This window comes from Gemmatimonadales bacterium (genome assembly GCA_041390145.1).
GTDB lineage: Bacteria > Gemmatimonadota > Gemmatimonadetes > Gemmatimonadales > GWC2-71-9 > SPDF01.
In genome coordinates, this window is the sequence record JAWKQM010000007.1 from 100,722 (window position 1) to 123,047 (window position 22,326).

Here is a 22,326-nt window from a genome sequence, read left to right on the forward strand (position 1 = left end):
GGTGGTCCGTGCTGGTCCTTTGTGTGGCCGCGGGGTGCAACCCGCTTGGCGGGGACGGACGCCTGACGGCCCACTGGACTGCCTCGGGTGATACCAGTACTGCCACGCTCACCGCGCCGGTGAGCGGCCGGTGGTGCGTGGGTCCGGGCCGGCTCGACATCCGTGCCATCGTCGGTGACACCGGCCTTGGTATAGTGATCTACCCCTCCGACAGCTCGGCCATGCAGGGCGACTATACCGTGCTCAGTCCGGAACGCCGGATGCAGGTTCGTCCGAGCGCCGCGGTGGCGCTGCGGTGGGTGGGAAAGGTGATGGTGCAGGGATGGTGGGGAGATTCCGGATCGGTGACGCTGGCCGGAGGGCCGGTGCGAGGGCTGTCGGGGTCGGGCGCGGCGCGGCTCGTTTCGGGGCTCGGCCCCGACTCGGTGACCACGCTCGAATTCGAGTTCAGCGGCGTGCGGGTCCGCAACGACACGCTGTGCGATGCCCCGAAACTCCCGGCGGCCGTTCCAAGCGACTCGACGGAAACTCCTCCGGCTCCAGGGGTACATTAAGGCATGGACCAGACCTATTTCCGGAAGGGCTTCGGGCTCAAGAAGGATATCCAGGGAACGCTCACCTCCGACTATGCGAGCGGCGTGGTGGACGCCTTCCTCAAGGGCGGCCACACCCTCGTCGCGGGGCCGTTGACCTTCCGGCTCGCGAAGGAGTTCGGCTTCTGCTACGGCGTGGACCGGGCGGTCGAGTACGCCTATGAGACCAGGGCGAAGTTCCCGGGGCGGCCGATCGCGCTGGTCGGCGAGATCATCCACAACCCGCACGTCAACGCCCGGCTGCGGCAGATGGGGGTCCGGTTTCTCGAGCATGGCGCCGATGGGGAATTCGACTTTGCCGGGGTGACGGCGGAGGACGTGGTGATCATGCCGGCCTTCGGCGTGACGATCCGCGACTTCGAGCGGCTCCGGGCCATCGGCTGCGTGCTGGTGGACACCACCTGCGGCTCGGTGCTCAACGTCTGGAAGCGTGTTGATTCCTACGCCCGGGACGGGTTCACCGCGATCATCCACGGCAAGAGCTACCACGAGGAGACGAAGGCCACGGCGAGCCAGGTCACCAAGCATCCCGGTGGCCGGTACCTCGTGGTGTACGACATGGACGAGGCACGGCTGGTGTGCGAGTTCATCGAGGGCCGGGGCGACGCCGCGGCGCTGGCCGAGCGGTTCGCGGGGAAGACCTCGCCGGGGTTCGACTTTGCGACGGACCTGCAGCGGGTGGGGATCGCCAACCAGACCACGATGCTGGCGGGGGAGTCGCTGGCCATCGCGGCGGAGTTCGGGGCGAGCATGGCGCGGCGCTACGGGGAGGCGCACCGCGACGAGCACTTCCGGAGCTTCGACACCATCTGTTCCGCCACGCAGGAGCGGCAGGACGCCGTGCTCGCGCTGCTCGAGGAGCCGCTCGACCTGATGGTGGTGGTGGGTGGTTACAACTCGAGCAATACCTGCAACCTGGCGGCCATCTGTGCGGCCAACGGGGTCCGGACCGTCCATATCGAGGATGCCGACTGCATCGACGTGGAGGCGGGGGCGGTGCGGCACCAGCCGATCCGCACCAAGGCCGAGGAACGGATCGAGGGGTGGCTCTCCGGCGCCCGGCGGATAGGTTTGACGGCAGGCGCCTCGACCCCCAACAACAAGATCGGTGAAACCGTCGTGCGGATCTGTGAGAGCGCCGGCGTGATCACCGAACTTCGGGAGACGCTGACTCCGACCAGCTGAGGTTCCCGATGGCCCTCCGCATGTCCAACGCCTCCCGATATATCGCGGCCACCCTGACCGCTGCCACGCTGATGGCCTGCAACGACCCCTCGAGCGTCGACTCCCCCTACATCGTGACCCCGGTGACCACCGGTGCGTTGTCTGGGACGCCCGGCTGGGCGCTCACCGATACGCTCGTGGTCGAGGTGCGCGATGTCGACGGCAACCTGGTGCCGGGCGCCAAGGTGACCTGGTCGTTGCCGAACGGCGGGCGGCTGGCGGTCCAGCTGGCGGACGCAGACGACCCGAAGCATGGAACGACCGACGACCGCGGGCGCAATTACGCCGTCTGGACACTGGGATTGGACGAGGGGACGCAGGTGGCCAAGGTGGCGGCGGGGCTCACAGGGGTGCCGGTGGAGTTCGAGGCGGAAGCAACGGTGCTCCATGCCAAGCAGGTGGCGGCCGGCGGCGCGCATGCCTGCGCGATCCTGAACGACCAGCGCTTGGTCTGCTGGGGTTCCAACTCCAATGGCGGCCTCGGTACTGGCGACGCGCCATCCTACGTCACGAGGTGGCCGGTGCCGCTCCCGGGGTTGCCCGCAGCGCTTGAGGTTCGCGCGGCCACCGACGATCTCACCTGCGCGCGGGACCTCGCGGGTGATGTTTGGTGCTGGGGCAGCAACTATTTTGGCCAGGCGGGGCCGGTAGCCTCGATGCCGTTTCAGTTGACCCCTGTGCGGGTGCCCGGTGCCGAAGGCGCAAGCCGGATTGCTCTCCGGTCGGACTACACGGGGCACACCTGTGCCTTGGTGAGCAGCGAGGCACGATGCTGGGGATCGAACAACTACGGCCAACTGGGCACGGGGAGCACCACGTCCTCCTCGGCGCCACAGCCGGTTGTGGGGAGCGGAGAATTCGTGGGCATTGTCGCTGGCTATGGCCGAACCTGTGCGCTCGATGTCGATGGCGAGACCTGGTGCTGGGGCGACGGAAGCGGAGACTCCTTCTCCCCGCTCCCGTCGGGCACCTATACCGTGCCGACCCGCCCGATCCCGGGACAGCACTACTACTCCCTGGCCGTCGGGGAGACCTCGGTTTGTGGCATCCAGCTCAGTGGAGTGGCCACCTGTTTTGGGTCGATGGGAGACGGCGGATTGGGTACCAGGATCGATTATCCATTCCACACCACTGCTCCGGTGCGCCCAGATGTCGGCGAGAGTTTCGCTGCCGTGACAGCCGACGGCTCTAGCTCGTTCTTCGGGACCTCACGCTACGGGGAGGTCTTCTGGTGGGGGGGAGAGTACCATTCGGGATTCACCATGCGCCCACTCCCCATTACGCCGAGCTTCAGGGTCATCGACATCTCTGCCAGCCGGGGCCAGTACTGCGTTATCTCGGAGGCGGGCGGAGTGTATTGCGGGAAGCGAGATCGCGAGTACGCATTTCATGGGGAGGAGCGGTTGATAGGGGTACCAGCGATAATGACTCCGTGAGCACCCGCATTCTCCCCCACGTGCTACTGGGCGCGGTTGCCACCCTCACCGCCTGCAACGACCCCTCGAGCGTCGATTCCCCCTACATCGTCACCCCGGTGACGACGACGGCGCTGGCCGGGACGCCCGGCTGGCCGCTCAACGACACGCTCGTGGTCGAGGTGCGCGACGCCGAGGGGCATCTCGTGCCGGGCGCCAAGGTGACCTGGTCGCTGCCGAGTGGCGGTCGGCTCGCCGTCCAGCTGGCGGATGCCGAAGACCGGATGACGGGCACCACGGACAGCGACGGGCACAACTACGCGGTCTGGACGCTGGGGTTGGACGAGGGGACGCAGGTGGCCAAGGTGGCGGCGGGGTTCGGGGAACCGGTGACGTTTGCGGCTTCGGCGACGGTGCTGCACGCTGTCTCAGTCTCGGTCGCCTCAGGATACACGTGCGCCGTTCTGTCCGACAACCGACCGGTCTGCTGGGGCCAGAATCAGTATGGCCAACTCGGCACCGGCGACACGCTCGCTCGTGCCACTCCTACCCCGGTCGTCGGCCTGCCCGCGGTACAAGAGATCCAGGTGTCGAATGGATATGGTGCCGTCACCTGTGCCCGCGACCTTGCAGGTGACGTCTGGTGTTGGGGGTACGATCCCTACGGGGCAGGGGGTCCGGCCGCCAGCGAGGCTCCGCAGCTCCTGCCCTCCCGGGTGGCCGGGGCGGAGGGCGCCGTGTCGCTTGCCCTCGGCCCGCAATACGGTGGCCACACCTGCGCGGTGTTCCCTGGGGGTGGCGCCAAGTGCTGGGGATACAATGGGACGGGGATGCTCGGCACCGGTGATCTCGTATCCTCAGCGTCACCACGAACGGTCATCGGGAACAACAGCTTCAGCCGCGTCTTTGCGTCGGATGATCTCACCTGCGCCCTCGACTCCGATGGAGAGGTCTGGTGCTGGGGGAATGTCTACAACCAGCTGTCCCCACTTCCCTATGGGATCTATACTTCGCCGGTCCGCCCCGTCCCGGGATACCGGTTCGTCTCCCTCGCCATCAGTTGGTACGGGGTATGTGGCATCCAGCCGGATGGTTCCACGTCGTGCTTTGGAGACTGGTCGGCCACGGGGAGGCCGTATCCCCCACCCACGAGGAGTGGTGTGACCACCGAACCGGTGCATCCCGATCTCCAACCCAATCTTGCGGAGATCGGAACCGATGGGGCCCGGCTCATGTTCGGGCTGTCACGGTATGGTGAAACCTATTTTTGGGGGGAGTACTGGGAAAATCCGGATCCCACGTCTCGCGTCATCCAGCGCCCGCGGTTCGTGAAGATCGCTGGCGGCTACTACCAATTTTGCGGGATCGCCGAGTCAGGTGGACTCTACTGCGGGAATATTCCGCGGTACCAGAACCCCGAGAGTCGCATCAGCCTCTTTGGGGTCCCGTCCCTCGTGAATCCGTGACCATCCGCCAGCTCTCCCTCGGCGGCATCCCTGCCGTCTCCCTTTCCAACGATCTGCTCGAGCTGGTGATCGCTCCCACCCTCGGCATGAAGATCACCAACCTGCGCCGCCGCCGGGGCCGGGAGTGGCTCTGGCGCAACCCGGCCATCCCCTACGCGCCGGGCGTCCCCGGCAGCTCCTACGTGGAGACTGCCGACAGCGGCGGCTGGGACGAGTGCTTTCCCACCATTCAGCCATCGCGCATTCCCGGCGCGCCGCCCGAGACGCCGCCCCTCCCCGATCACGGCGAGCTCTGGTCCGCCCGCTGGGAATCCCGCATCTACGAGCACGCCGAAGGGACGGTGATCTCCGGCACCGCACGGGGCGCGGCGCTGCCATATGAGTTCACACGAGAGGTCTCGCTCTCGGCGGACGAGCCCATCGCGGTGTTCCGCTACCGGGTCCGGCACACCGGCGGCGCCCCGTTCCCCTGGATCTGGGCCGCGCATCCGCTCTTCGGTGTGCGCCCGGGGATGCGGATCGTCCTTCCCACGGTGGAGCAGGTGCGATGCTCCGACGTGGTGGGGCGGAACGACTGGTCGGCAGGGGAGGTCGTCCCTTGGCCGCTCGATGCGGGAGCCGACGCGTTCGTGTTCCCCGAGCAGCCGGGGTGGGCCGCGATGGTCCATGCCGACGTCGGCAGCTCGGGTCGGGTGCTGCTGCAGGACCCGGAGGCGGGGGAGTGGCTCGATTTCCTGGTCGATCCGCTGGACACCCCGCAGGTGGGACTCTGGCTCAACTGTGGCGGGTGGGCCCCAGGGGGCATCGAGCCCTACTACAACTGCGCCATCGAACCCGGCATCGGCGCGCCCGGACGACTGCAGGATGCTGCAGGGGACTGGGGGGTGGCCCCGACCTTGCACCCCGGTGAAGAGCGCGCGTGGCGGCTGACCGTGGGCCTCTGGAACGAGGAGGACTAGCGGACCGGCCGTTTGCGCTGCACCTTAGCTGCCCCTTGTTCCCCGACCCGGATGCAGGCGCAATGGCCCGACCGATGTCCGACGCATACCGCCTGGTGCAGGCCGCGATCGCCGACCTGCCCAACGTCACCACCCGGAAGATGTTCGGGGCGGAGGCGTACTTTCACGGGCGGCGGATGTTCGCCTTCCTGCGCGAGGACCTGGTGGTGCTGAAGCTCCCGGAGAGCCAGCGCGAGGAGTTGCTGGAAGCGAAGGCGGCGCGGCCGTTCCTGGTGAACGAAAACGCCGGATTCGGGCGGTGGGTGGAAATACCGGGGACGGGTGAGGCGGCGGAACGGGCGGTCCTGCTGGTGCAGTCGGCCTACGCCGCCGCCAAGCGTCCCGACCGCGACGGACCTCGCCGCCGGCGCAGACGGCGGGCCACGAAGACGGAAGCCTGACGACACCGGCCCACTCCTACGAGTGGGCCGTTTCCTTTTCCTGCCGTTGCGCCAGCATCCGCGCCACCGCCGCGATGGTGAGCGGCGCACTCCCCTCCGCCCGATTGTTCACCAGCACATAGGCCGGGATCCGTGCCTTCACCGCCGTCTCGATGAGCCGGACGAGATCGGCGCGCAGCTCGGGATTCCGGTCCTGGATCCGGTCGTAGGGCTGGAAGGCGTCCACCGCCGCGGCGTAGTACCGCCCCGGCCGGAGCAGCGCGCGTGCCACCACGAACGGCGCCCCGATGGCGCCCGGCAGGTCGAGCTGCTCCCCGATGGACGGCATGCGGGTCCACGAATTGAAGCAGTGCGCCACGCTGTGCTCCCGCAGCACGGCAAAGTACGCCGGCGTCAGGTACTCCTCGTTCCGGAGTTCCACCGCGTAGGGGGCGGAACGGGGGAGGGCGGAGAAGAACGCATCGAGCCGGTCGGCGAACGCCTGCGGCGCCGGCTTCGACTTGCCGGTCAGTGCCTGGAACTCGAAAATGAACGGGCCGATGTGATCGCTGAAGTGCCGCAGGCAGGGATCGAGCACCGCCTCGATGAAGAGCTCAGGATTGAGAAAGTCCGGGTTCGGCTGCCCGGCGTGGGCCTTGTCGCGCATCTTGGAGTGGGTGTGCACGGTAATCCGGTCCCAGACCTTGCTGGCACAGCGGAATCCGGCCGGCAGGGCGGAGGCGTACTCGGTGAGCGTCTTCTCCGACATCGGGTTGTAGAAGCTGGAGTCGATGCCGACCGTGGAGAAGAGCGGCCACCGGGCGTACTCGGCAAGCATCTTTCCGCTGGCGCCGCTCTTGGGATACTTCTTGTGGTAGATGAGTCCCTGCCACCCCGGGTAATTCCACGACGACGTCCCGAAGTGCACGCCGGCCGGGAGCGCGGTCCGGAGGCGATCGAGCTCCTCCGGTACAACAGTGTCGTCGGTCGTCACGTCAGCTGCCCGGGGCGATCCGGTAGATGGTGCCGCTCGCGAGGACGACGTACAGCTCTCCGCGGGCGTCTTCGCCGAAACTGGTGATCTGTTGTTTCGTGTCGAGCGTAGGCCAGGACCTGGCGTCCGCGGCGCTGCCGTTGCGGTAGACGAAGCTCCGGATCCACCCGTTGCAGTAGTCCCCGTAGAAGTAGGTGCCGACCAGTTCCGGGATGGCTTCTCCCCGGTACACAAAGCCGCCGGTAATCGAGCAGCCGTCGCCATGGCCATACTCGACGACCGGCATGACAAGCCCGGTCCGGTTGCAGGTGCTGCTCTTGTAGCAGTGGTCGCCCTCCATGATGGCCCAGCCGTAGTTCTCGCCGCCGGTGCTGGCGGCGGGCTGCACATCCACTTCCTCCCACGCGTTCTGTCCGACGTCAGCGATGTAGAGATCGCCGGTGGCGCGGTCGAAGCTGTAGCGCCATGGATTGCGGAGGCCCCAGTTCCAGAGCTCGCCGCGCACGTTCGGCTGTCCCACGAAGGGGTTGGTGGCCGGAATGGTGTAGGGCGCGCCATGGTCGATGTCGAGGCGCAGCAGCGACCCCAGGAGGTCGTCGCGGTTCTGGCCGTGGCCCTGGGGGTCACCGCCGCTGCCGCCGTCGCCAAACCCGGCGTAGAGGTAGCCGTCCGGCCCGAAGAGGACGTTGCCGCCGTTGTGGTTGCCGTAGGGCTGGGCCACCTCGAGGATCACCTGCTCGGTGGCGGGGTCGAGCACGTCGGGGTCGGCGCCGGTGGTGAACGTGGCGATGCGGCTTGTCCCGCCGCCGGTGCTGCCCGCCACGGTGAAGCTCAGCACCACCCGCCCGTCGGTGGGATGGAAGGCCAGGCCGAGAAGTCCCTGCTCGCTCCCGGTCGTCACGCGGCCGCTCAGGTCGATGAACGGCGTGGGCAGGAGGACGCCGTGCTCGATGATCCGCACGGTGCCCCGCTTCTCCACGACGAAGAGCCGGCTGGTATCGCCCGGTGCGGCGGTGACGAGCACCGGCATGTTCAGTCCGCTCGCGACTTGTTCGAGCCGGACCTGGGCCGTGCCCGGCGGCAGCGTGCTTGTTGGGGTGTCGCCCGCGCACATCAGGAACAGGCCGAGACACGCGGTGCTGGCGGTGAGCGAGCGGAACAGTCGCGGCATCAGGTGGCCTCCTTGGCGTTGTTCGGGGCGGCGCGCAGCTGTGCCGCGGCCGGTGCGTCCACGCTGCGGAGATGCAGATCGCGCTGGGGGAACGGAATCTCGATGTCGGCGGCGACCAGGGCGTTGTTGACGGCGGTGGTGACATCGCTTCGCAACGCGAGAACCTGGCTGATGTCCGAGATCCAGAACCGCAGCTCGAAATTCAGGGCGCTGTCGCCGAATCCGATGAAGAGGGCGACGGGCGCCGGTTCCCGCAGGATGCTGGGGTACTGGGTTGGTACCTGGCGCAACAGCTCGAGCACCCGGGACGGCTCGGTCCCGTAGGCGACGCCCACCTCGATGGTGAGCCGGCGCAACTGGTCGGACAGGGTCCAGTTGACCACGTCATTGGAGATGAGGGAGGCGTTCGGCACGATCACCTCCGCGCCATCATAGGTGCGGATGATGCTCGCGCGGAAGCCGATGCGGCGAACCTCGCCGTTGAGGTTGTCGCCGGAAGAGGTCTGGACCTGGACGATGTCTCCCTCCCGTATCGGGCGTTCGAAGGCGAGAATGAGCCCCGCCACGAAATTGCTGACGATGGTCTGGAGCCCGAAACCGACGCCGACGCCGAGCGCGCCTCCCAGGATGGTCAGCTGGGTGAGCTTCAGGCCAGTCGCGGCCAGGGCAAAGAAGAACCCGACCCCGATGAGGACGTAGCGGGTGAGTCGCGCAACGACACTGGGCAGCCCCTTCGGCATCTCGAGGCGCGACAGCACGTCCACCTCGAGGACGCCGGATATGCCGCGACTCAGCAGGACACTCACCCAGATTGTGGTGATGAACAGGAGGATGCTGCCGAGGGAGAGGTGCAACTCGCCCAGGGTCAGGGAGGCGTCCAGGGCGCGGCGTGAGAAGGTCCAGAGCGGGTCCATCAGGTCGAAGACCGTGAGCGTGATGATCACCCAGAGCAGTGCCGAGACGAACCGCACGAGACGGAGTCCGTCGCGCACGAGGTCGTCCTTCCGTTGAGTCACGAACCGCGAAACCCCGGCGGCTTCGGAGCGGGTGGTCACGATCAGGATGCCGTCAAAGATCTGCACCGCGGCGAGCACGACCAGGAGCAGGTAGATGCTCGTCACCGTGCCACCGGTCAGGAAGTAGGCGAGGGAGGTGTTGCCGATCGTGTTTGATCCGGCCGCGACGAGCATCGCCAGCGCCGACAGCTGCGCCGCCGCGCGCACAGCGGTGGCGTACCCCTCCGCAGCGAGCACCTCGAGCTGGGCGCCCTTGCGGAGCAGCCGGAGGAGTATCGTCGCACCAACGAGCGCGATTGCCAGGCTGCCGAGCCGCTGATAGGCCGAGCCTGTCACCAGGAGCGTCCCCACGCGCTGGACGGCGAAGAGGAGCGACCAGCCGATGGCCGGCCGGATCAGCTTGGGGGGGAGCAAGCCGGGCAACAGGATGAGCAATGCCGGGACTCCGGCCAGGAGCGCCAGGTCGTAGACGGAGATGGGGGCGCGCGGATACAGGAAGAGCCCGGCCACCGTGACGACCAGCCAGGCGCCGGCGATTGGATGGTCGAGAATGCGGCGCGCGGTCGCTGCCGGCTGCTCGGCCGTATGCCGATCGAGCTTGTTGCGAAACCAGAACGCGGCGAACAGGATGCCGAGTGTGGACGCGAGGTGGAAGTAGATCGGCAGCCGGTACGCGTCGTGGAAGTACGTGAGTTCCTGCCGGGTGCGGGTGGCGCCCAGCCGGACCGCGGAGGCCAGCCCCGGCGCGCTGTCAGTCCGGCCCAGGTGCTGCCAGAGCGGGGGCGCGTCGATCCGGAGGAGATCGCGCCGGAGCGACGCCAACTGTTCTGCCGTTTGGTCATCCTGCTGCTGCAGCACCGCCAACGTGCGGGTGATTTGTGACTGGAGCCTGACCACGGCGACGATGCGCGCCTCGACGGTGTCCTTCAGCACCGCGTTGCGTTGCAGGACACTCTGCACCAACGCCGTCACGTCCGGGGAGGCGTTTGCCTTCCTCGCCTCGGCCAGGGTGAGTCGCCAGGTGGTGTCCCTGCGAATCAGTTCGGTCTGGATGCCCGCGATGGCTCCCGTCCGATCACTGATCGATTGTTGCCATCCGCGCATCTGGCCGGTCCGGCGGACCCACTCGTTGTGCAGGTCGGTGAGGGAGCGCTTGGTGAGTTGCTCCTGTCCGGAGCGCTTTTGCAGTTCCAGCACCGCATTGATCGTGTCCCGCGCCGCTTCGTAGGCGGCGGTCGTGCGTGCAATGACACGATCGGGGGGCAGGGCCTGCCAGATCTCGTCGAGCCGGGCCTCGGTCGCTGCGGCCCGGGTCGGGATGTCCGGTACCGGGATGGCGGCTGGCGGGAGTGTGTCGGCGGCCGGCGTCGGGGTGTCCCCGGGCACGGACGGTATTTGCGCGGCCGCCGGGGCTACCAGCGTCACGAGCAGCAGGGCACAGGTCAGCGGGGAGTGGCGCATCCGGCTCTCGGCAGTGGGAAGGGGCCAGCCTCCAAGATACGCCGGGCCCCGCGGTCTGGCACCCCGGTCAGGCGCCCAGCCGGGCCAGCATCCGGTCCACCCGCTCGAGGTGGGTGACGGTCAGGGTGATGGCGCCAAACTCTTCCTCCACCTTTCCCTTGAGCAGGAACGGCCCCTGGTCGAAGAGGACGTGCCCGCGTGTCCGGTACACCTCCGGAAAGAGCACCGCCTCGACCAGGCCGTCGCCGTCGTCAAAGGTGGCGAACTGCATCGGCTCGTTGGCCGCGGTGTGCACCGGTTTGGCGGTGGTCAGCATCCCCGCCAGGATCACGCTCTGGCCCACATGCTTCGGCAGGTCGGGGCTCCTGACCAGCCGGAAGCGTCGCAGCCGCTCGGCGTAGAGCGCCATCGGATGGCTCTCGGTGAGGAAGCCGAGGGCGGAATACTGGTCTTGGCGACAACGCTCCGCTGTGTAGTTGGGAAGGCGGGGCGGCGGGGCCGCTGGGCCGGAAAACAAGGGGGCGCCCCGACCTGCAGTTCCTGCCCCGCTGCCCTGCAGCCCCGCTGCCCCACTGTCCACCATCCACAGCATCATCGGCCGGGTCATCCCATTGGCGATGCTGTCGCAGGCGCCGGCCTTGATGAGGGTGCGGAGGTCGTCGTGCGACAGGCGCGCGCGGGCGCGGAGATCGGAGAGGTCGCGGTACGGCGTGCCCCGCGCCGTACCGTCACCCCGGCCCCCGGCTTTCGCCGGGGCAGGGTCGCCGGGGTCCATGTTGTTCTGCCCCGCCGATCCCACCTCATCCCCTGTCCCCCTCTCCATGATTTGGAGAGGGGGAACGTCTACGCAGCGTGCCGATGAGATCTTTTCTGTGCCGTCTGCAGAAAGCCCCATGATGAACTGGAGCCCGATCCGCAGCTCACCCCCCTTGCCCGTGGTGCGGAACTCACTGGCATTCACGTCCGGCGGCAGGATGGTGATTCCCATCCGCCGCGCCTCCGCCACGTACGCGAAGGGATGGTAGAAGCCGCCGCCGTTGGCGAGCACCGCCGCCATGAACTCCGCCGGATAGTTGGCGCGGAGGTAACAGGCCTGCTGCGCCACCTGGATATAGGACGCCGAGTGGCCCTTGCAGAAGCTGTAGCCGGAAAAGGACATCACCATCTGCCAGACCTGCTCGGTGACGGCGTCGTCCCGGCCGAGGGAGCGGGCGCCGCGAAGAAACTCCTGGGCATACGACGCCAGGAGCTTGGCGGGCCGCTTCTTCTGCAGCGACTTCCGGAGCCCGTCGGCGTCGGCCAGCGACATCCCGGCGTACGCCTGACAGACATGCACCACGTCCTCCTGGTACACCATGATGCCGAAGGTCTCGGCCAGGGTGTCGCGCAGCACCGGGTGGAGCGGCGCGTACGGCTCGCCGTGCAGCCGCGAGAGATATTGCCGGATGAAACGGTTCGACGCGGGGCGAATGATGCTGGTGTTGAGCACCAGCAACTCAAAGCTGTCGGCACGGGACTTGGCGCAGAGCTGCCGCGAGGCGGGGCTCTCGGTGTAGAAGACCCCCATCGTCTGCCCGGTGCGGAAGAGCGCCTTCGTGGCGGGATCGTCCCCCACCTCCTGCGACGTGTAGTCGATCTGGCGGCCAGTGTTCTCGCGGACGGCGCTGATCGCGTCGCGGATGACGGCGAGCGAGCGGTTGCCGAGGAGGTCGATCTTGACGAGGCCGGCGTCCTCCGCACCGTCCTTCTCGAACTGGATGACGGGCACGGTCAACTCCGGTGCGCCGTCGAGCACCTTGGCCGCCCGTTCCAGCGGCACATGGTCGGTGAGCGCCGTTGGCACGATGACCACGCCACCTGGGTGCAGCGAGAGGTGCCGCGGCACGCCGACCAGCGGCTCTGCCTCGCGGGCAAAGGTCCGCCATGCCTTCGGGAGGTCGAGTCCCTGGAAGTTGGGGTGGGTGGCGAGGAGACTGTCGAGCGGCTCCCCTTCGTGATACCAGGGAATGCGCCGGGTCACCTCGCGGATTTCGCCGGCGGGACGGCCGTGCACTTTGGCCACCTCGCGGAGCGCGCCGCGGAGCCGGAAGCAGTTGTGGTTGGCCACCATCGCCGCGCGCGGAAAGGGGTAACGGCGGAAGACATACGCCAGCACCCGGTCCCGCTCGTCCCAGGGAAAGTCGAGATCGATGTCGGGGGGATCGGTGCGCGCGGGGTTGAGAAACCGCTCGAAGAGGAGCCCGGCGCCGAGCGGCTCCACGTGCGTGATGCCGAGGCAGTAGCTCACCACCGAATTGGCGACGGAGCCGCGGCCGCAGTGCGTGGGGCCGTGGGCGACGATGTCGTGCACCACCAGGAAGTAGTCCGCAAACCCCTTCATCCCGATGATGGCGAGTTCGTGCTCCAGCCGGTCGCGGGTGACGGGCGCCACGGTGCCGTAGCGCCGCTCGGCGCCGGCGTAGGCCAGCGCGCGGAGCTGTTCGAAGGCGTCGGTGCGGTCGGTCATCCGCGGCGGGACGACCCGGCCGAGGGGAATGCGCCAGCGGCAGCGGTCGGCAATCTCCTCCGCGGCGGTGAGCGCCTCGGGACAGTCGGGAAAGGCGTGGGCGAGGTCGTCCGCGTGGCGTAGCCACGCGGACGACGGCGAGGCCGCGGGGCCGCGGGGCAGGGCGGCAGGTTGCTCGAGCGCCGCGAGCGTGGTGTTCTGGCCGATGGCGACGAGTAACCGATGCCGCGCCCAGTCCTCCGGGTTGGCGAAGGCGACGGCGTTGCTGGCCACGGCGGGGAGGCCCATCCGCCGCGCGGCGGCGAGCACGCCGTGCCGCTCCCGGCCCGGCACCAGCTCGGCGTAGAGGTCGCTGGGTCCGCTCATCGCGCGGACTCGCTCGAGGAACGGAACGGAACGGGAGAGGAGCACGAGGCCGCCTCGGTCAGCGGCAACGATCTCCGCCAACGATGCTGCCCCGCTGTTGCCGCCTCCCTGCCTCCCGGCCTCCCAACCCCGCTGTTCTGCCTCACCCCCTAGCCCCCTCTCCATGATATGGAGAGGGGGGACTTTCCTTTCCATCCAATGGATTTGCGTAATCGCTCGGCACAGCGCTCCCCATCCCCGTTCATCTTGCGCCAGCGCCACCGCCTCCTGGTCCTCGAGCCGGAGATGCGCACCGAGGATGGGGCGGATGCCAGCCGACTCGGCGGCCTGCTGGAACTCCACCGCCCCGTACACGCCGTTCGTGTCGGTGCAGGCGAGGGTACGAAAGCCGCGCGCGATCGCAGCCTGGACGAGCGCTTCAGGGCTCGATGCGCCGAAACCGAAGGAGAAATGCGAGTGCGTGTGAAGATGAGTAAACACGGTGTGTCTCGGCAGACTTGATCTGTGGGGGTCGGCGTGGTCGTCGGCTTCGGCAGCACCGAACCCGGCCGCCCCGCTCCCCTGTGGTGGTGCCTGCGCCGACGAACCCTGCCTCCCTCATCACGGCGCGGCGCAGGCTCGCGGCGGCGATGCTACGTTGCTCGCTTCCATGGCGGGTTCAGCTTCAGGATCCGCTTGTACGCCGGACACCCCGGCGTGTGCGCGCCCGGCAAGTACCCGGTGCTGAGGAGAAACTCGCCGGTGATTTCGCCGCCGGTGAAGCGAAAGGTTTGCCTGAAGAGCCGAACCCATTCCTCCTTGGGGAGCGGGTGGTGCGCATCGAGCCAGGCGGCGAAGCCGCCATGCGACGTGCGGAGCGCGAGCACTTGCCGAGCGTTGTGGACGGCGGCTTCAACCTTGAGGCGGTTGCGGATGATGCCGGCGTCGGCCAGCAGACGGTTGGTGTCGCGCGCGCCGTAGCGCGCCACCGTCTCGACGTCGAAGCCGCTGTAGGCTTGCCTGAACGCCTCGCGCTTCTTGAGGATGGTGAGCCAGCTGAGACCGGCCTGGTTGATTTCCAGGATCAGCCGCTCGAAGAGCGCCGACTCGTCGGCGATGGGGACGCCGTACTCGGTGTCGTGGTAGGGGCCGTGCCACTCGTGGCCCGGCGCGATCTCGCAGTATGTCGTGGCCATGTCGTGTTCCTTGCGTCCGTGGTCGTCGGGGACGTCCGCTCCGGCGGACGCTCTAACCACCCCACCCCCCACTCCTGCGTGCTGCCGTCGCTGACGATCCCCTTCCTCCCTCAGCGCTCCGCAAAATGCCTGAGGTGCCCCACCGACTCCGAATCTGGTCGATGGCTGCCTGAATCACGACTTCCTGTTCTCCGGCACCGTCGTCCGGCCCCGCTGCCCCGCTGCCCCGCTGCCCCGCCTCAAAGAGCTCCATCTGTACTTCCATCTCTACTAACTGTTCCGCCGCGAGGGCCACGGTACGGACGGCGATGCGTTTGGTGTTGGCCAATGTAAAGGCGCGGCGGGCGGCGTCGAGCAGCGCCACGTCGAGTGCGGCGCCGGGGAGTGTGACGATGCGGCCGCTGGTGCTGTAGTCGGCGTAGGCCAGGTCGAGGCGAAGCCGCCGGGTGACGAGGTGCCGGGTCCGGAGCCTGGCGCCGAGGCGCTCGGTGAGCCGGCGCAGGAGGGCGAAGAGCACGCCGAGGTCGTTGGTGTCGGTGGCCAGGGTATGGGCGGCGCGGAACTCCCGCCGGATGGCGGGGGGGAGGACGGGGCGGGGGTCGATCCCACGCGCCTTGGCGTGGAGTTCGGCGCCGGCGCGGCCGAAGACCTGGCCGAGGGCGGGGGCGCCGACCGCGGCGACCGCACCGATGAGTTCGAGCTGGTAGTCGTCGAGCCGTTCGCGGATCCGCTCGGCGACGTCGGGGAGGAGCGTCACGCGATGCGGAGAGAGGAACGCGGCCTCGCCCCCTTCGGGCACGGGGACGACGGCGTCACGGTTGCTGCTCCGGTCGGTGTCGCGCTGTCCCGCGGCGACGGTCGTCACCAGCTTGTTGGCGCCGACGCCGACGGTGACGGGCAGGCGGATGCCGGTGCGTGCCTCGCGGTGGATGCGGAGCGCCACGTCCACCGGCGGGCCGAAGAGGGCGCCGGTGCCGGTCACGTCGAGGTAGGCGTGCCCGTAGCCGCGGGGTTCGATGACCGGCGCGTAGCGGCGGAAGATGTCGTGCAGCGCGGCGGAGGCGCGGGCGTAGAGCCTGGGGTTGGGCGGCAGGAGGGCGAGGTCGGGGCAGCGTTTCCTGGCCTGGCGCACCGGCATGCCGCGTGTGATGCCGGCGGCGTGCGCCTCGGGAGAAAGGGCGAGCACGGTGGCGCGGTCGGCGCCGGGTGCCGCCACGGCGGCGGGCCGTCCGCGGAGGGCGGGGGCCACGAGCGCCTCGACGGTGGTGCAGAAGGCGGGAGGGTCAATGAAGAGGACGGAACGGGTCACAGTCCGTGGCCCCCTTCGAGCCCGAGTTCCTGCCGGATGGCGTCGAGGCGCCGGGCGAGGGCCGTCGTGTAATCCTTGCCGGCGGTTTGCCGCTGTCCGTAGCGGCGGGCGTAGCGCGCGGCGAGGTCGGGAAACTCCCGGGCCAGGTGCGGAAGGAAGTGGCGCCGCGCCGCGGGGCCGAGTCGGAGCGCCTCCCCGGCCACGCGACGGGCACCAGCCTCCTTCGCCGCGCGGAAGAGCGCGGTCAGTTGTGTCCGGCCATCGGTCACGCCGGGAATGATGGGGGCCACGAGGAGGCCGACGTCGAGGCCGGCGGCCGCCAGGCGGCCGAGGGCACGGAGCCGGGCATGCGGGGCGGGGGAGCGGGCCTCGATCCGCCGGACCAGCCGCCCCTCGAGGGCGGCCAGCGAGATATGAATGCGCACCGTGTGACGTTCGGCGAGCTGCACCAGGAGATCGATGTCCCGGGTGATGAGCGGCGACTTGGTGATGATGCCGAGGTGGAGCCCGCGGTGCGGGAGGAGCGACTCGAGCAGCCCGCGGGTGATCCGGAAGCGCCGCTCGGCGGGCTGATAGGGATCGGTGGCGGTGCCGATGACGATGGGCTTCCCGTCGATGCGGGCGGGAATGAGCGTCCGGCGGAAGATGGTCGGCGCGTTGGTTTTGACGAGAATGCGTGTTTCAAACGGATCAGGGCGAGGAAGCGGGGAAGCGGGGAAGGAAAGACGCTCCATGGTCCACCGATGGGTATCGCGGGCATAGCAGTAGGTGCAGCCGAATTCGCAGCCGATATAGGGGTTCACCGACCAGAACGGCATGTGGGTGGCCGCCGGACTGTTGAGCACGGAGCGGGTCGGCACTGCCTCGAAGGTGACGGCGCGGCTCTCGGCGACGCCGAGGCGGGGCAGCGGGGCTGCGGGGCCGCGGGGCAGGAACGAGAGTTGGGATCCGCGCTGGAGCGACTGCCCACCTGCCCCGCTGCCCACCGGCCCCGCCACTAGCCGCACCTCCCCCATCCACAGGCCCGGCAGGTCACGCAGCCGGAGTTATGGGCCACGGGGCCGGCGCATTCGGGGCAGACGCGTATGCACCGATAGGCCAGGGGGTTCGCTCGTTGGGATGAGCCATTGGCTTGGGGAGACGGGTATTGGGGCCGCGGAGGCGGTGGGGGAGTGGGTGGCATGGCGCCCTCTTTCGGCTTTTGTTCGGTTGCTTAAACCGAACATATACCGAATAAAGATGGGCGTCAAGATCAGGCTGCTGCCTCGCTGAAGTCCACCCGTCGCCCATCCTGTCGGATGTAGTCGAACCACCCCTCAAATCGGGCGATGACTTCCTGCCCGCCGAAGTCGTCGCCCTTGTTGTAGACGAAATAGTCCGAGCCGCCAGCGCGCAGGGCGAGCCCGTCGTGCTGCTGCTCCCACCAGCAGTAGGTGACAAAGAGATAATTCCGGTTGATGAGCAGCCCGATCATGTTCGGCATGTAGTCGTAATGGTACAGGGTCAGTCTCGACGGGTTCGGAAGCGCCGCGATGGCGGCGGCCCGGCGCCGGACCTGCCGGGCGATGGCGCCCGCCATCTCGAAGCGCCCGAAGACCGCATCCTCGGGGGTGCAGAGCTTCGGTTCGAGGAGGGCAACCTCGATTTCGAAGCGAACCTTCTCCGCCAGCGAGTCGGGGTCGTGATCATTGAGCATCTTCTCCAGCACGTTCTGCCAGCCGTGGCGGCCCGCGAGCCCGATGTAGTGAATCGTGACCTCGCGCTCGTCGGCCACGATCTCACGGATCTCCCGGTAGAGGTCGTTGGAGTTGATCAGGTTCACGCCGCGCGGGGCCTTGACGGTCTTCTCGTAGATCTCGAACAGCATCTCGAGCAGGATGAGCCCGAGCGCGATCAGTGCGCCGGCGCCCGCGGCATCGCGCACGTCGGCCGGTAACAACGCGGCAGGGAGCGACTGCACCAGGACGACCACCAGCATCGTCAGGTAGGCAATCGGCTTCTTCGCCTTTTCGTAGCCCTCGCGGATGCGTTCGATCAGGGACTTCGGCCGGCCGTACATCGGCAATCTCCTGGTGGGAGCGGGCGAGGAGGGGATGATTTTTCATCATAACCCTCAGACCGGGATGCGCCACCACCGGATAGTCTCTGCGCGGGCCTCTTCGGCCGATACAACGGTAAGTGGTTGCAGGGTAATTGGATACGACTTGATTTAGAGATAATCAAACAGCAAATTGCATTACGGGCCGGGGGTTGAACTCACCGCGCTCCGCGTTGGGTTCCTGCCGCCCACGTCGCACCAAGGAGGCTGCTCAGCCGATCACATTTTCGTTCCTCCAGCCAGGAGGCGTTCACCATGTTTGTCGGACACTACGGCGTGTCCTTCGCTGCCAAACGCTTTGACTCCTCGATTCCGCTCTGGGTGCTCTTCCTCGCCGTCCAACTCCTCGATGTCATCTGGGCCCCATTCATTCTCCTCGGCATCGAGAAGCTCCGGATCGTGCCCGGAATCACGGCCTCGAATCCCCTGGATCTCTACTACATGCCGTACACGCACAGTCTCGTGGCCGCTCTGCTCTGGTCGATCATCGTGTTCGTCGGCTACCGGGCACTCAACAGGCACCGCGGGGGCGGGCGCGCGGCGCTCGTGGTTGCGGTCGCAGTTTTCTCGCATTGGATCCTCGATTTCCTCGTACATCGGCCGGACCTGCCACTCTATAGCGACACAATGAAGGTTGGCCTCGGGCTCTGGGACTACCCTGTCGTCGCCCTCGCGCTGGAATCCGCGTTGTTGTTCGGCGGGATTTGGCTCTACCTGGCCAGGGCGACGGTGCGTCGGCTGCCAGTCGTGATCTTTGGCGCCGTGATGCTGGTGATCCAGGTCTACATCTTCTTCGGCCCCCCGCCGGCATCCGACAAGGCGGCCGCATGGACCGCGCTGGCTGCCTACGGAGTCTTCGCCTTTGTCGCCGCCCGATTGGATCGACCACCTGCTGGAGCAGTCGCGGGGCACAGCGGGCAAGCGGCGGTAGATTGATGTAACGGCCTTGGTGTGTAGCATTCTCAGAATGCAGTCGTACCGCCGTCAGCACCTGAGGCTTCCCGATCGAGGCTTGCCCAATCGATGCGATTTCAGCACGCATTTGCCTGCTTCGCTCTTGCCATCGGTGGCGGCGCGTTGCCCCTGGCCGCCCAGGCGCCGCGCGCCACCGTCCGCGAATACGAGCGGGTGTTTCCAACCTATCCGTTCAGCGACCCGAACCCGATCCCGGTCGTCGGTCGGATCTATCCGTATTTCCGCTTCGATGGCTTCACCGACGTTGCCGAGCCGCGCGCCTGGAAGGTCGTCGAGCTCGAGAACGCCTACCTCAAGGTGATGATCCTGCCGGAAATCGGCGGCAAGATCTGGAACGCCGTGGACAAGCGGACCGGCCGATCGTTCATCTATTTCAACCAAGTGGTGAAGTTCCGCGACATCGCCATGCGCGGCCCCTGGACCAGCGGCGGCATCGAGGCCAACTACGGGATCATCGGCCACACGCCGAACGTGGCGACGCCGGTGGACTACGTGACGCGCACCAACCCCGACGGCAGTGTGAGCTGCATCATCGGTGCGCTCGACCTCCTCACCCGCACCCCCTGGCGGCTCGAGATCCGGCTCGGCCCCGCCGACGCGTCGTTCAGCACGACCTCCTTCTGGTACAACGCCTCGGCGCTGGAGCAGCCTTACTACTCCTGGATGAACGTCGGCATTCCGGTGCGCGGCAACCTCCAGTTCGCCTACCCGGGCACCAGCCGCCTGGGCCACGCCGGCGAGCACGCCCCTTGGCCCGTCGACACCACGGGGCGCGACCTCAGCTGGTACGAGAACAACGACTTCGGCGGGTACAAGTCGTACCACGTCTTCGGGCGGGAGACTGATTTCTTCGGGGCCTACTGGCACGACGACGACGTCGGGATGGTCCGCTACGCGCCGCGCGACGAGAAAGCCGGCAAGAAGATCTGGATTTGGGGCCTCTCCCGGCAGGGGATGATCTGGGAGCAGCTGCTCACCGACAGCGACGGGCAGTACGCCGAGGTGCAGTCGGGGCGGCTGTTCAACCAGACGGCGGAGCAGAGCACCTTCACTCCCTTCAAGCACTTCGGCTTCACGCCCCACGTCGCCGATCGGTGGACCGAGTATTGGTATCCCGTTGGCGGCATTGCCGGCATCGTCGCGGCGAGCCGCCTTGGCGCCATGAACGTGACGATGCTGGATGATCGGCTCGTCATCGCGCTTTCGCCCGTGGAACCGCTCGCCGACACCGTCAGCGTGTATGCCGGGGCGCGCCGCCTCTACAGTCGGTTTGTCCAGCGCCAGCCGCTCGACCTGTTCGTGGACACCGTATCTGTGGGCGGCGCAATACCAGACAGTCTCCGCGTCACCGTGGGCGGCCATCGGCTCGAGTACCGTCTCGACCCGAATTCCGGCGACCTCGCCCGGCCGCTCGATGCGCCGGAAGGTTTCGACTGGGAGTCGGCATACGGGCGCTATCTGCGGGGGAAGGAGTGGCTGCGGCAGCGGGAGTACGGGCCGGCCACCGCGTACCTGGACAGCGCGCTCGCGCGCGACCCGTACTTCGTGCCGGCGCTCGCCGACCGCGCCATGCTTGCGATCAGGAGCACGGATTATGAAGCCGCCCGCGGGTTCACCACCACTGCTCTCCAGGTCGACACCTACGACGGGGCTGCCAACTACTACTATGGCCTCGCCAACCGCCGGCTCGGCCGGCTGGCCGACGCGAAGGATGGCTTCGAGATCGCGACGCTCTCACCCGGGTACCGCGGTGCCGCGTGGACGGAACTGGCCCGGATGTCATTGGCCGCCGGCAACACGGACGCGGCGGTGGCCTTCGCCGACAAGGCGCTGACGGTCGAGCCGGACAATCTCGACGCCCTCGGTGCCGGCGCCGTTGCCGCGCGGCGGCGCGGCGACCCGACAGCGCATGCGCGGTGGGTCGCGCGTCTGGCGCAGGCCGATCCGCTCAGTCACCAGGCGCGGCTGGAGCGATTGCTCGCACAGGGTGATCCGGCGCTGCCTCGCAAGCTCACCGCCGGCATCCGGAGCGAACTCCCGGAACAGGTGCTCCTCGAGCTGGCGGCATGGTATGTCGACGCAGGCGACACGGCCGTTGCCGGTCGCGTCCTGGAGGCGGCGGGCGACGCCCCCGAGGCACTCTACTGGCGGGCGTACCTGCTCGACGACTCCTCGGCGACTCGCGCCGAGCTCCTGCGTCGCGCGAACGCCCTGTCACCCCGGTATGTCTTCCCGTTCAGGCCGGAAATGGTGCCCTCACTCCAGTGGGCGGCAGCACAGAGCCAGGACTGGAAACCACGCTACTACCTGGCCCTGGCCTGGTGGGGGGCCGGACGGCTGGGTTCGGCCGATTCGCTCCTCACTGCGCTGGGCGACGTACCCGACTTCGCCCCCTTCTATGCCGCCCGGGCCACGTTCCCGGGGCGCCCTCCCGCACTCGCCAGGAGCGATCTGGAGCATGCGGCGGCGCTCGACTCTGCGGAATGGCGCTACGGGCGCCTGCTCACGGAGCACCTCCTGGCGACGGGCGACTCCGCCGGCGCGGCCGCGATGGCGAGGGCGTATGCTGCCCGATTCCCCGACAACTATATCCTGGGGCTCACGCTGGCCACGGCGCTGGAGGCGGATGGTGAGTACGGCGCGGCGGATTCCGTGCTGGCCCAGCTCGAGGTCCTGCCGTACGAGGGTCGCCACGACGGTCACGTGCTCTACCGGCGGGCCAAGCTGATGCTGGCGGTGCAGGCGATCCACGCGGAGCAGTGGGATTCAGCGGCCGCCCTGATCGCGGCGGCCCGGCTCTGGCCAGAACGTCTGGGGGCGGGGAAGCCCTACGACGCCGATCTCGATGAGCGACTCGAGGACCTGCTCCTGGCCGATGTGCGCTACCGGAGCGGAGCCTCGACGACATCGGCGCGGGGCCTCCTGGCGGGGTACACCCCCACGGACGGCGATGCGGTCGTGCTGGATGCCTGGAGGGCGACGGCACCGCGGCGGCCCCCCGGCGGGTGGACCAACTGGCTCTACGTCGTGTTTGGGGTGCTGGTGGTGGCGCTCCTTAGCCGCCGTTTCCGGAGACGCGGCAGGGGGGCGTGACGGGCGTGGCCTGAGACAAGAAACTTGTGCTCCCGGGCAGAAGGTGTATTGTCTCTCCATCTCGACCCGCTCTCACCTCATCTCGA

The 22,326-nt window shown here is 68.0% G+C and carries 16 protein-coding genes; 8 read left to right on the top strand and 8 right to left on the bottom strand.

Features of this window, described 5'->3' with window-relative positions:
• The first annotated feature begins 8 nt into the window (after window positions 1-8).
• The 6 genes from R2910_07840 (at window position 9) to R2910_07865 (ending at window position 6,097) form a co-directional block, all read left to right on the top strand.
• Window positions 9-554 (top strand): hypothetical protein, encoded by a 546-nt coding sequence (locus R2910_07840; protein ID MEZ4412876.1) that lies wholly within the window; start codon window positions 9-11, stop codon window positions 552-554.
• A 3-nt stretch (window positions 555-557) separates the two neighbouring features.
• Window positions 558-1,778: a 4-hydroxy-3-methylbut-2-enyl diphosphate reductase gene (locus R2910_07845; GenBank protein MEZ4412877.1), complete on the top strand. Its 1,221-nt coding sequence runs from the start codon at window positions 558-560 to the stop codon at window positions 1,776-1,778.
• Between the two features lie 8 nt (window positions 1,779-1,786).
• Window positions 1,787-3,253, top strand: coding sequence for a hypothetical protein (locus tag R2910_07850; protein MEZ4412878.1), 1,467 nt, complete (start codon window positions 1,787-1,789; stop codon window positions 3,251-3,253).
• The gene (locus R2910_07855; protein ID MEZ4412879.1) at window positions 3,250-4,698 is read left to right on the top strand and encodes a hypothetical protein; all 1,449 of its coding nucleotides are present in this window, start codon (window positions 3,250-3,252) and stop codon (window positions 4,696-4,698) included. Before R2910_07850 ends, R2910_07855 begins: the two co-directional genes overlap by 4 nt.
• Window positions 4,695-5,657, top strand: coding sequence for a hypothetical protein (locus R2910_07860; GenBank protein MEZ4412880.1), 963 nt, complete (start codon window positions 4,695-4,697; stop codon window positions 5,655-5,657). The genes R2910_07855 and R2910_07860 overlap by 4 nt, the downstream gene beginning before the upstream one ends.
• Before the next feature lie 62 nt (window positions 5,658-5,719).
• Window positions 5,720-6,097, top strand: coding sequence for a TfoX/Sxy family protein (locus R2910_07865; GenBank protein ID MEZ4412881.1), 378 nt, complete (start codon window positions 5,720-5,722; stop codon window positions 6,095-6,097).
• Between the two features lie 16 nt (window positions 6,098-6,113).
• On the opposite strand, the gene R2910_07870 is transcribed toward R2910_07865, so the two are convergent.
• The 8 genes from R2910_07870 to R2910_07905 form a co-directional block, all read right to left on the bottom strand.
• A complete protein-coding gene (locus R2910_07870) occupies window positions 6,114-7,070 on the bottom strand; it encodes a DUF72 domain-containing protein (GenBank protein ID MEZ4412882.1) in 957 nt (318 codons plus the stop codon).
• 1 nt (window position 7,071) lies between these two features.
• A complete protein-coding gene (locus R2910_07875; protein ID MEZ4412883.1) occupies window positions 7,072-8,241 on the bottom strand; it encodes a PQQ-dependent sugar dehydrogenase in 1,170 nt (389 codons plus the stop codon).
• Window positions 8,241-10,718, bottom strand: coding sequence for a mechanosensitive ion channel (locus R2910_07880; protein MEZ4412884.1), 2,478 nt, complete (start codon window positions 10,716-10,718; stop codon window positions 8,241-8,243). Before R2910_07880 ends, R2910_07875 begins: the two co-directional genes overlap by 1 nt.
• 67 nt (window positions 10,719-10,785) lie before the next feature.
• Complete coding sequence (dnaE, locus tag R2910_07885; protein MEZ4412885.1) at window positions 10,786-14,070, bottom strand: DNA polymerase III subunit alpha; 3,285 nt, start codon at window positions 14,068-14,070, stop codon at window positions 10,786-10,788.
• Between the two features lie 152 nt (window positions 14,071-14,222).
• Window positions 14,223-14,765: a DNA-3-methyladenine glycosylase I gene (locus R2910_07890; protein ID MEZ4412886.1), complete on the bottom strand. Its 543-nt coding sequence runs from the start codon at window positions 14,763-14,765 to the stop codon at window positions 14,223-14,225.
• Between the two features lie 52 nt (window positions 14,766-14,817).
• Window positions 14,818-16,074, bottom strand: a complete 1,257-nt coding sequence (locus R2910_07895; GenBank protein ID MEZ4412887.1) for a hypothetical protein — start codon at window positions 16,072-16,074, stop codon at window positions 14,818-14,820.
• Window positions 16,071-17,081, bottom strand: coding sequence for a radical SAM protein (locus tag R2910_07900; protein ID MEZ4412888.1), 1,011 nt, complete (start codon window positions 17,079-17,081; stop codon window positions 16,071-16,073). The genes R2910_07895 and R2910_07900 overlap by 4 nt, the downstream gene beginning before the upstream one ends.
• Before the next feature lie 245 nt (window positions 17,082-17,326).
• Window positions 17,327-18,133, bottom strand: coding sequence for a hypothetical protein (locus tag R2910_07905; protein MEZ4412889.1), 807 nt, complete (start codon window positions 18,131-18,133; stop codon window positions 17,327-17,329).
• A 294-nt stretch (window positions 18,134-18,427) separates the two neighbouring features.
• Here R2910_07905 and R2910_07910 point away from each other — a divergent pair, with 294 nt between their 5' ends.
• Window positions 18,428-19,108, top strand: a complete 681-nt coding sequence (locus R2910_07910) for a hypothetical protein (protein MEZ4412890.1) — start codon at window positions 18,428-18,430, stop codon at window positions 19,106-19,108.
• Window positions 19,109-19,195: 87 nt separating this feature from the next.
• The gene (locus R2910_07915; GenBank protein MEZ4412891.1) at window positions 19,196-22,240 is read left to right on the top strand and encodes a DUF5107 domain-containing protein; all 3,045 of its coding nucleotides are present in this window, start codon (window positions 19,196-19,198) and stop codon (window positions 22,238-22,240) included.
• Window positions 22,241-22,326 lie beyond the last annotated feature (86 nt).

Excerpts from the sequence above, each read along its gene's own strand:
- R2910_07845 (MEZ4412877.1), top strand. The coding sequence starts at position 558 with ATGGACCAGACCTATTTCCGGAAGGGCTTCGGGCTCAAGAAGGATATC.
- R2910_07850 (MEZ4412878.1), top strand. The coding sequence starts at position 1,787 with ATGGCCCTCCGCATGTCCAACGCCTCCCGATATATCGCGGCCACCCTG.
- R2910_07865 (MEZ4412881.1), top strand. The coding sequence starts at position 5,720 with ATGGCCCGACCGATGTCCGACGCATACCGCCTGGTGCAGGCCGCGATC.
- R2910_07875 (MEZ4412883.1), bottom strand. The coding sequence starts at position 8,241 with ATGCCGCGACTGTTCCGCTCGCTCACCGCCAGCACCGCGTGTCTCGGC.
- R2910_07880 (MEZ4412884.1), bottom strand. The coding sequence starts at position 10,718 with ATGCGCCACTCCCCGCTGACCTGTGCCCTGCTGCTCGTGACGCTGGTA.
- R2910_07890 (MEZ4412886.1), bottom strand. The coding sequence starts at position 14,765 with ATGGCCACGACATACTGCGAGATCGCGCCGGGCCACGAGTGGCACGGC.
- R2910_07905 (MEZ4412889.1), bottom strand. The coding sequence starts at position 18,133 with ATGTACGGCCGGCCGAAGTCCCTGATCGAACGCATCCGCGAGGGCTAC.
- R2910_07910 (MEZ4412890.1), top strand. The coding sequence starts at position 18,428 with ATGTTTGTCGGACACTACGGCGTGTCCTTCGCTGCCAAACGCTTTGAC.
- R2910_07915 (MEZ4412891.1), top strand. The coding sequence starts at position 19,196 with ATGCGATTTCAGCACGCATTTGCCTGCTTCGCTCTTGCCATCGGTGGC.